Origin of the sequence: Bradyrhizobium sp., from assembly GCF_004799405.1 — a bacterium.
Lineage (GTDB): Bacteria > Pseudomonadota > Alphaproteobacteria > Rhizobiales > Xanthobacteraceae > Bradyrhizobium.
This window is the reverse complement of sequence record NZ_SSMW01000085.1, coordinates 98,713-107,382: the sequence shown is the minus strand read 5'-3', so window position 1 is coordinate 107,382 and position 8,670 is coordinate 98,713. Positions and strand designations below refer to the sequence as shown.

Below are 8,670 nucleotides of genomic sequence, written 5' to 3'. Positions count from 1 at the left end.
GGTCACCACGCTCGGCCTGCCGCACGCGCCGCGGCGGATCGAGGTCTACGACAACAGCCATATCCAGGGCACCAACGCGGTGGGCGCCATGATCGTGGCCGGGCCGGACGGCTTCATCAAGAACCAGTACCGCAAGTTCAACATCAAATCCGAGGGGCTGACGCCGGGCGACGACTACGCGATGATGCGCGAGGTGCTGCAGCGGCGCTTCAAGCGGCTGTTGACGCCGCCGGCGGATGGCGATGCAGCCAGGACCAAACCGGACGACGATTCGTTCCCGCAATGGCCGGACCTCGTCATCATCGACGGCGGTCGCGGCCAGCTCAACGCCGTCCGGGAGATATTCGAGGGCCTCGGGTTGACCGAGGTGGCGCTGCTGGCGGTGGCAAAAGGGCCGGACCGCGACGCCGGCCGCGAAACCCTGTTCATGCCGGACCGCGAGCCGCTCAAGCTCGAGCCACGCGACCCGGTGCTGTACTTTATCCAGCGGCTGCGCGACGAGGCTCATCGCTTCGTGATCGGCTCACACCGCAAGCTGCGCAAAAAGGACATTCGCGAAGCGGGATTGCAGGAAATTCCCGGCATCGGCCCGTCACGCAAACGTGCCTTGCTGCATCATTTCGGAACCTTGAAGGAGATCGAGCGGGCGTCGATCGCCGACCTCGGCAAGGTTCCGGGCGTCAGCGCCGAGAGCGCGCGCAAGATTTTCGAGTTTTTCCACGCCCGGCCGGGGTAGGGCGTGGGGTTGGTGTCATATATGCGTCACCTGCAACGGATCACGTGCGCGGCACGGTTGACCTTGATGCTTTGGCGGTATTGGTAAGGCGGATGAACATTGCGACCACAAGGGCGGCGGCGAAGAGCTCGCTGTCGCTGCCGAACATCCTGACCTATGCCCGGATCGCCGCCATCCCGGTGGTGGTCGGTTGCGTATTTGCGCAATCCATCATGGACGGGCCGCTGTGGCTGCGATGGGTGGCTTTGGCGGTCTTCATCGCCGCCGGGGTTACCGATTTTCTCGACGGCTATTATGCGCGAATCTGGCACCAGCATTCGGCATTCGGCCGGATGCTCGACCCGATCGCCGACAAGCTGCTGGTGGCGTCCTGCCTGCTGATGCTGGCGGCGGAAAGCAGCATTCATGGCTGGACGCTGTGGGCCGCCATCGTGATCCTGTGCCGCGAAATCCTGGTATCAGGCCTGCGAGAATATCTTGCAGCGCTGCGCGTCAGCGTGCCCGTGACCAAACTGGCGAAATGGAAAACCACGATTCAACTGGTCGCGATCGGCTTTTTGATCGCCGGCGAAGCCGGCGAGGAGATATTGCCCCCCACCACCCTGATCGGCATCGCATTGCTGTGGATGTCGGCGATCTTCACCATCTATACCGGCTGGGATTATTTCCGCGCCGGCATCCATCACCTGATCGAGGAGGATGATGCGTGAAGGTCAAGTATTTCGCCTGGGTGCGCGAGCGCGTCGGCAAGGCTGAGGAAACCGTCGAGCCGCCAGCCAGCGTTCGCACCGTTGACGACCTGATGGCGTGGCTGGCAAAGCGCGGCGAGGCTTACGCCCATGCCTTCGAGACCCCGCGCGTGATCCGCGCCGCGATCGACCACGCCCACGTCAAGTCCGACACCGTGATTGCCGGCGCCGGCGAGATCGCGTTTTTTCCGCCGATGACCGGCGGCTGACCTTGTCATGCCCGTCCCCGTCACCATCCGCATCCAGCAAGCCGATTTCGACATCGCGCGCGAAATCGCGGCACTGACGGCGGGGCGCACCGATATCGGCGCCGTCGTCAGTTTCAGCGGCATTTGCCGGGGCAGCGAGAAAGGCGAGATCATCGCGGCGCTGACGCTGGAACATTACCCCGGCATGGCGGAAGCCGAAATTCTGCGGCACGCCGAGACCGCGATGTCGCGGTGGCCGTTGACGGGGCTAACGGTCGTACACCGTGTCGGCCGCATCATACCCGGCGAAAATATCGTGCTGGTGCTGACGGCATCGGCGCACCGGCAGGCGGCGTTTCAGGCGGCAGAGTTCCTGATGGATTACCTGAAGACCAACGCGCCGTTCTGGAAACGCGAAGAAAGTGCGGCAGGGACCAGTTGGGTGGAGGCGCACGATCACGATGACGCGGCCGCCGCGCGCTGGACCAAGCCCTGATGGCGAGGCGCGCGAAAGCGGTTGGCAAGCGCGGCCGCGCGGCTCCGAAATCCCCCAGGATCGCCGCGGGCGAGTTGCGGACGCTGCTCGATTTCGTCCGCTACGCGGCAAGCCGTTTCATCGAAGCCGGGCTCGTGTTCGCCCATGGCACCGCCGATCCCGTCGCCGAGGCAGCATTCCTGGTCTGCGAAACGTTGCACCTGCATCCCGACCGGTTCGAGACGTTCGCGGGCGCGCGCGTCACCGCGGATGAAGCGAAAAGGATTCTCGATCTGATCGAACGCCGCGTCACGACGCGAAAACCCGCCGCCTATCTGGTCAACAAAATCTACATGCGCGGCCTGCCGTTCTATGTCGACGAGCGCGTGATCGTGCCGCGTTCCTTCATCGGCGAACTGCTGGATTCGCATTTCGGCGGCGAAAGCGAAGCCGGCGCGCTGGTCGACGATCCCGCTGATGTTGCCAGCGTGCTCGACCTCTGCACCGGCTCGGGCTGCCTGGCGATCCTCGCCGCGCGCGCGTTTCCGCATGCGCAGATCGATGCAGTGGACATTTCCGGGGATGCGCTCGACGTCGCCGCGCGCAACATTGCCGAATACGGCCTTGGGGAACGCGTGACATTGCATCGCGGCGATCTGTTCAAGCCTATCGGCGGCAACCGTTACGACCTGATCATCACCAATCCGCCCTATGTCGATGCCGAAGGCATGGCGGCGCTGCCGCGCGAATGCCGCGCCGAGCCGAACCTCGCCTTCGACGGCGGCGCCGACGGGCTGGATATTGTCCGCCGCATTCTGAAAGAGGCGCCGCGGCATCTGACGCCCCGCGGCGGGCTGTTGTGCGAGACCGGCCGCGGTCGCGAGCGGCTCGAAGCCGCATTTCCGCAAACGCCGCTGCTGTGGCTCGATACCGAGGAGTCCGACGGCGAGGTGTTCTGGATCACGGCTGCGGACTTATAAAGTCCCGCCGCGCCAATATTCTCGGTCACAAGCCCCTTACTCCTATGTTCGCTACCGGAATTAGCCGCCCTATCGGGCGATAACCGTGGTAACAACGCCCCACACCAACCGAAATGGGAGTCCTCCGGGGCTATGTGATCGATGGCCGGCCCGACCGTTCCGCAGGAATTTCTAAAGGCCGAAAATGTCGGCCTGCGCACCCTCCTCGAACAAGCCAGTGTCGACGCCAAAGCTCTGCTGGCGCAGGCGGGGATCGAGGCCGAGGAGCGTGAGGCCGCCGACAAGCTGCAAAAACTCATCCTGGAAGAATTGCACCACCGCATCAAGAACACGCTGGCGACGGTAAGCGCCATTACCACGCAGAGCCTGCGCACCGCTGACAGCATCGAGCATGGCCAGCAGGCGATCGAGGGCCGGCTGCAGGCCCTGGGCCGAGCGCACGATTTGTTGCTGCAGGCGCGATGGTCGAGCGCCGGCCTCATGCACATCATCCAAAGCGCGACCGAACCCTATGACAGCAAGGGCGAGGGGAAATTTTCGCTTCAAGGCCCCGACCTCAAGATCACGTCCGGCGCGGTGATCGCGCTGGCGATGACGCTCAACGAACTCTGCACCAACACCACGAAATTCGGTGCGCTGTCGGTGCCGGCGGGACGCATCGAGATCGCCTGGTCGGTCGATGAGAAGAATGAGCGGCTGCATTTGACCTGGACCGAAAAAGACGGCCCGGCGGTCCACGCGCCGACCCGGCGGAGCTTTGGAACCCGGCTGATGGAGACGCTCGGCAAGCAGTTGAACGGCAAGGTCGAACTGACCTATGCGCCGGACGGGTTCATCTACGCGCTGGACGTTCCCCTGAGCTCCCTGAAACCGGCCGATTGAGCTGAAAACACCAGCCGGAAAAGCCGGGTTTCCGTCCCGGGCCTAAGCTGATAGCCTGCCGGCAGCCGCCACGCCCCCAACGCCAAGAGGCCACCATGCTGGACAAGAGCCCACGCCCCGCCGCCGTCAACGTCCCCAACGACCTTGCCGCGCACTGGATGCCGTTCACCGCCAACCGGGCCTTCAAAAAGGCGCCGAGGCTGCTCGCCGGCGCCAAGGACATGCATTATTTCACCGTCGACGGCCGCAAGATCATCGACGCCGCCTCGGGCATGTGGTGCACCAATGCCGGCCATGGCCGCAGCCAGATTTCGGCGGCGATCGCCAAACAGGCCGAGACGCTGGATTATGCGCCGCCGTTCCAGTTCGGCATCCCGCAGGCCTTCGAGCTTGCCAGCCGGATCGCCGATCTCGCGCCGGCGGGCCTCGACCACGTGTTCTTCTGCAATTCCGGATCGGAAGCCGCCGATACCGCGCTCAAGATCGCGCTGGCCTATCACCAGATCCAGGGCCAGGGCACCCGCACCCGCCTGATCGGCCGCGAACGCGGCTATCACGGCGTCGGCTTCGGCGGGACATCCGTCGGCGGCATCGTCAACAACCGCAAGATGTTCGGAACCTTGCTGGCCGGCGTCGACCACCTGCCCCATACCTACGACCGCGACAAGCAGGCCTTCAGCAAAGGCGAGCCGGAATACGGCGCGCATTTCGCCGACGAAATGGAGCGGCTGGTCAACCTGCATGGCGCCTCCACCATCGCCGCCGTGATCGTCGAGCCGATGGCCGGATCGACCGGCGTGCTGCCGCCGCCGAAGGGCTATCTCAAGCGCTTGCGCGAGATCACCCAGAAGCACGGCATTCTGCTGATTTTCGATGAGGTCATCACCGGCTACGGCCGGCTCGGCTATGCCTTCGCGGCGGAGCGTTACGGCGTGCTGCCCGACCTGCTCACCTTCGCCAAGGGCATCACCAACGGTGCCGCGCCAATGGGCGGCGTGATCGTGCGCGACACCATCCACGACGCCTTCATGAGCGGCCCGGAATACGCCGTCGAGCTGACCCACGGCTATACCTATTCGGCGCATCCGCTGGCCTGCGCCGCCGGGCTTGCGACGCTCGATATCTACCGCGACGAAAAGCTGTTCGAGCGCGCCAACAAGCTCGAGCCCAGGTTCGCCGACGCCGTCATGTCGCTGAAGGGCGCGCCGGGCGTGCTGGACATCCGCACCGTCGGGCTGACGGCGGGCATCGACCTTGCGCCGCGTCCGGACCTTCCGGGCAAACGCGGTTTCGACGCGCTGAACAGCGCGTTCCACGACAACGACATCATGCTGCGGATCGCCGGCGACACCCTGGCGCTGACGCCGCCGCTGATCGTCACCGAGGACCAGATCGGCGAAATCATCGAAAAGGTCGCCAAGGTGATCCGCGCGGTGGCCTAGGCCGGCATCCCTCTTAACCTCGCCCCGCTTGCGGGGAGAGGTCGAAATTCGCCGTTGCGAATTTCGGGTGAGGGGGTCGCGCTCTCACCGCATCGTCAGAATTCGCGGAAGCAACCCCTCTCCCCACCCCTCTAAGAGCGAGCTTCGCTCGTCTCGCCCCCGCGAAGGGCGGGGCGAGGGAGCGAGCTGCCGCTGGGAACCCTCGGAACAGGACCATTACCGATGGTCTCAAAGAACTCTAGCCCATCGAATCAACAATGGTGCTAAAGTGGCAACGCTTGGGGGAGTTTAGCGCGTTAGATGATCCGCATTTCCACGATTTTCATCGCCATCTGCATGGTGCTGGTCGCAGCATCGCTCGGCATGGTCCTGTATTCGGTGGCCGGCATCAGCGGGACGGAATCCGCGATCGTGGCGCTCACCGCGCTGACCTTCCTGATCCTCTACAACGCCGTATCGATGCGGCTGCGCGACCGCAGCGACGTCGGCGGCCAGATCGCTGACCTGTCGCGCGGTACCGCCGACCTTGCACGCCAGGTCGCCGAATTCGGGCGCCGGCTCGCCGCCGTCGAGGGCCGGGTGGTGTCGGCAAATTCGGCCAGCGCGGACCGCCTGCAGGCCGTGGCCGGCGAGATCGGCGAGTTGGGCGTGCTGGTCCAGCAGCTCGCAATCTCGGTGGCCAGCCATGACGACATGCTGTCGGCGGGAGTGACGCCCAACCCTCCCGCGGCCGCGCGCAAACCGGACAATGAACAGCAGAACGAACTGCCGCTGCTGGACGACAACGCCGGGATTGCGGCTGAACCGGCGGCGCCGGGGAATGCCGCCGGCGGGACGGTGCCTTCCCGCAGCCAGGTACAAATCCTCGCCGCGGTGAGGAAAGCGATCGACGAAAACCGGCTCGACATCCACCTGCAGCCGATGGTGACGCTGCCGCAGCGCAAGGTGCGCTTTTACGAAGCAGTGACGCGGCTGCGCGACGACAAGGACCAGATCATCACCGCCGACGATTTCATCGGGATCGCGGAAAGCGCCGGGCTGATCGGGCGGATCGATCACATGGTGATGCTGCGCAGCGTGCAGGTCCTGCGCCGGCTGATGGTGCGCAACAAGGAGGTCGGGGTATTCTGCAACATCGCCGCGGCGACCCTGGGCAACGCCGCCGCCTTCGCGCAATGCCTCGATTTCCTCGAAGCCAACCGCGCGCTGGCGCCCTCGCTGGTGCTCGAATTCAAGCAGGCGACGTTCCGCAATCTCGGTCCGACCGAGACCGAAAATCTCGCGGCTTTGGCGCAGCACGGCTACCGCTTCTCGATCGATCATGTCAGCGATCTGCGGATCGAGCCGCGCGAACTGGCCGACCGCGGCGTGCGTTTCATCAAGGTGCCCGCGGCATTGCTGCTCGACCAACGGCAGACCTCGGCGTCCGACATTCACCCCTCCGACCTTTCGGACCTGCTCGGCCGCTTCGGCATCGACCTGATCGCCGAGCGGATCGAGGGCGAACGTGCCGTGGTCGACCTGCTCGACTATGACGTGCGGTTCGGGCAGGGATTTCTGTTCGCGCCGCCGCGGCCGTTGCGGCCCGAGGGCGCATCTGCTAACGGCGGAGCGTCTTCCAACAAGGCGCAGGAATCCGTTGGCTCCGGCAAAACCACCTCCGTCGATGGTCCGGCCCTCGATCCCCCGCGGGCGACCGGCAACGCCGCGCTGGCGCGCCGCGCGGCCGGACCGGGCTGACCGGCCGTCTGTGCAATGACGACACTCAAGTTTGCCGAGAAACTGCGTGACCTCGTGGGCGACGTCGATGTCGTGCTCAGCGATATCTGGGGCGTGGTCCACAATGGCCTGGACGCATTCCCCGAAGCCTGCGGGGCGCTTCACAGTTTTCGCAAGCAGGGCGGCACCGTCATCCTGATCACCAACGCGCCGCGGCCTGCGGATCCGGTGCAGCGGCAGTTGCGCAAGCTTGGCGTAGCCCACGAGACCTACGACGCCATCGTTACTTCGGGCGACCTGACCCGGCATTTCGTCGCCGACCGTCCCGGCCAGAAGGTGTTCTGGCTCGGCCCCGAGCACCACAGTTCGATCTATCACGGGCTCAATGCGGTGTTCGCGCCACTGGAGCAGGCCGATTACATCGTCTGTACCGGTCCGTTCGACGACGAAACCGAATCCGCCGAAGACTATCGCGAGATGATGTTGCAGGCGCGCGAGCGCAGGCTGCCCTTGATTTGCGCCAACCCCGACATCGTGGTCGAACGCGGCGACCGGCTGGTCTATTGCGCGGGCGCGATCGCCGAACTCTATCGCGAACTCGGCGGCGAAGTGATCTTTTACGGCAAGCCGCACCGGCCGATCTACGAACGTGCCATGGAGCTGGCCGCCGAGCGCCGCGGCCGTACGACGGAACTCGACCGGGTTCTGGCGATCGGGGATTCGGTGCGGACGGATCTCGCCGGCGCCCACGGCTTCGGCATCGACTGCCTGTTCGTGACCCGCGGCATCCACGCCGGGGATTTCGAAGGCGTCGACCAGCTCGACCCTGCCTCGGTAAAGGAGCTGTTCGGCCACCCGCCGCGGGCCCTGATGCGGGAGTTGAGGTGGTAGGCTATCGGTGAACGCCTCTTCTCCCTCGCCCCGCTCTTGTCCGCCGAAGCCCGCCTTCGGGCGAAGGCGGATGCGGGGAGAGGTAGGAAAGACCGGCGCTACGCGGTCGCGAGATCCGGAAACACCGCCTCGATCTTGGTCTTCAGCGTGGCGGAGTTGAACGGCTTGACGATATAATTGTTCACGCCGGCCTTCTTGGCGGCGATGACGTTTTCGGTCTTGGATTCGGCCGTGATCATGATGAACGGCGTGGTGGCGAGGTTGGGGTCGGCCCGCACCTCCCGCAACAGGTCGTAGCCGGTCATCGGCTCCATATTCCAGTCCGAGATCACCAGCCCGTATTTCTTGCCGCGCATTTTGTTCAGCGCCGCCGATCCGTCGCTGGCATCGTCGATATTCTGGAAGCCGAGCTGCTTCAGCAGATTTCTGATGATGCGGATCATGGTGTTGTAATCATCCACCACCAGAACCGACATCGACAAATCAACCGCCATCTTGGATCCCCCAACGCGACGCTCAAGCCGCCAGCAAGCCCTGCACAGGGCCTCAACCCCACAGGTCCGCCTCCAGCACTAGCATCAGCCCTTAAACAGCCCGTTAACCGACCG

Annotated in this window: 10 protein-coding genes; 9 read left to right on the top strand and 1 reads right to left on the bottom strand. The window is 64.7% G+C overall.

Annotated elements, in window-relative coordinates; all coding sequences use genetic code 11:
• From E7813_RS14240 to E7813_RS14200, 9 genes are all read left to right on the top strand, one after another.
• The coding region (locus E7813_RS14240) for a helix-hairpin-helix domain-containing protein (protein WP_291574949.1) at positions 1 to 736 on the top strand (736 nt) is incomplete at its 5' end.
• 92 nt (positions 737 to 828) lie between these two features.
• A complete protein-coding gene (pgsA, locus tag E7813_RS14235; RefSeq protein WP_291574948.1) occupies positions 829 to 1,446 on the top strand; it encodes a CDP-diacylglycerol--glycerol-3-phosphate 3-phosphatidyltransferase in 618 nt (205 codons plus the stop codon).
• Positions 1,443 to 1,694, top strand: a complete 252-nt coding sequence (moaD, locus tag E7813_RS14230; protein WP_291574946.1) for a molybdopterin converting factor subunit 1 — start codon at positions 1,443 to 1,445, stop codon at positions 1,692 to 1,694. Before pgsA ends, moaD begins: the two co-directional genes overlap by 4 nt.
• Before the next feature lie 7 nt (positions 1,695 to 1,701).
• Positions 1,702 to 2,169 (top strand): molybdenum cofactor biosynthesis protein MoaE, encoded by a 468-nt coding sequence (locus E7813_RS14225; protein WP_291574945.1) that lies wholly within the window; start codon positions 1,702 to 1,704, stop codon positions 2,167 to 2,169.
• Positions 2,169 to 3,128 (top strand): 50S ribosomal protein L3 N(5)-glutamine methyltransferase, encoded by a 960-nt coding sequence (prmB, locus tag E7813_RS14220; RefSeq protein WP_291574944.1) that lies wholly within the window; start codon positions 2,169 to 2,171, stop codon positions 3,126 to 3,128. The genes E7813_RS14225 and prmB overlap by 1 nt, the downstream gene beginning before the upstream one ends.
• Before the next feature lie 141 nt (positions 3,129 to 3,269).
• A complete protein-coding gene (locus E7813_RS14215) occupies positions 3,270 to 4,010 on the top strand; it encodes a sensor histidine kinase (RefSeq protein ID WP_291574943.1) in 741 nt (246 codons plus the stop codon).
• Positions 4,011 to 4,105: 95 nt separating this feature from the next.
• Entirely contained in the window at positions 4,106 to 5,452 is a 1,347-nt protein-coding gene (locus E7813_RS14210; RefSeq protein ID WP_291574942.1) for an aspartate aminotransferase family protein, read from the top strand.
• Between the two features lie 300 nt (positions 5,453 to 5,752).
• Entirely contained in the window at positions 5,753 to 7,192 is a 1,440-nt protein-coding gene (locus tag E7813_RS14205; protein WP_291574941.1) for an EAL domain-containing protein, read from the top strand.
• A gap of 15 nt (positions 7,193 to 7,207) precedes the next feature.
• A complete protein-coding gene (locus E7813_RS14200; RefSeq protein WP_291574940.1) occupies positions 7,208 to 8,062 on the top strand; it encodes a TIGR01459 family HAD-type hydrolase in 855 nt (284 codons plus the stop codon).
• A 98-nt stretch (positions 8,063 to 8,160) separates the two neighbouring features.
• Here the strand turns inward: E7813_RS14200 and E7813_RS14195 are convergent, their stop codons facing one another.
• Positions 8,161 to 8,556: a response regulator gene (locus E7813_RS14195; protein WP_291574939.1), complete on the bottom strand. Its 396-nt coding sequence runs from the start codon at positions 8,554 to 8,556 to the stop codon at positions 8,161 to 8,163.
• Between the last annotated feature and the right edge of the window lie 114 nt (positions 8,557 to 8,670).

Excerpts from the sequence above, each read along its gene's own strand:
- E7813_RS14205 (WP_291574941.1), top strand. The coding sequence starts at position 5,753 with ATGATCCGCATTTCCACGATTTTCATCGCCATCTGCATGGTGCTGGTC.
- E7813_RS14195 (WP_291574939.1), bottom strand. The coding sequence starts at position 8,556 with ATGGCGGTTGATTTGTCGATGTCGGTTCTGGTGGTGGATGATTACAAC.
- pgsA (WP_291574948.1), top strand. The coding sequence starts at position 829 with ATGAACATTGCGACCACAAGGGCGGCGGCGAAGAGCTCGCTGTCGCTG.
- prmB (WP_291574944.1), top strand. The coding sequence starts at position 2,169 with ATGGCGAGGCGCGCGAAAGCGGTTGGCAAGCGCGGCCGCGCGGCTCCG.
- E7813_RS14215 (WP_291574943.1), top strand. The coding sequence starts at position 3,270 with ATGGCCGGCCCGACCGTTCCGCAGGAATTTCTAAAGGCCGAAAATGTC.
- E7813_RS14225 (WP_291574945.1), top strand. The coding sequence starts at position 1,702 with ATGCCCGTCCCCGTCACCATCCGCATCCAGCAAGCCGATTTCGACATC.
- E7813_RS14210 (WP_291574942.1), top strand. The coding sequence starts at position 4,106 with ATGCTGGACAAGAGCCCACGCCCCGCCGCCGTCAACGTCCCCAACGAC.
- E7813_RS14200 (WP_291574940.1), top strand. The coding sequence starts at position 7,208 with ATGACGACACTCAAGTTTGCCGAGAAACTGCGTGACCTCGTGGGCGAC.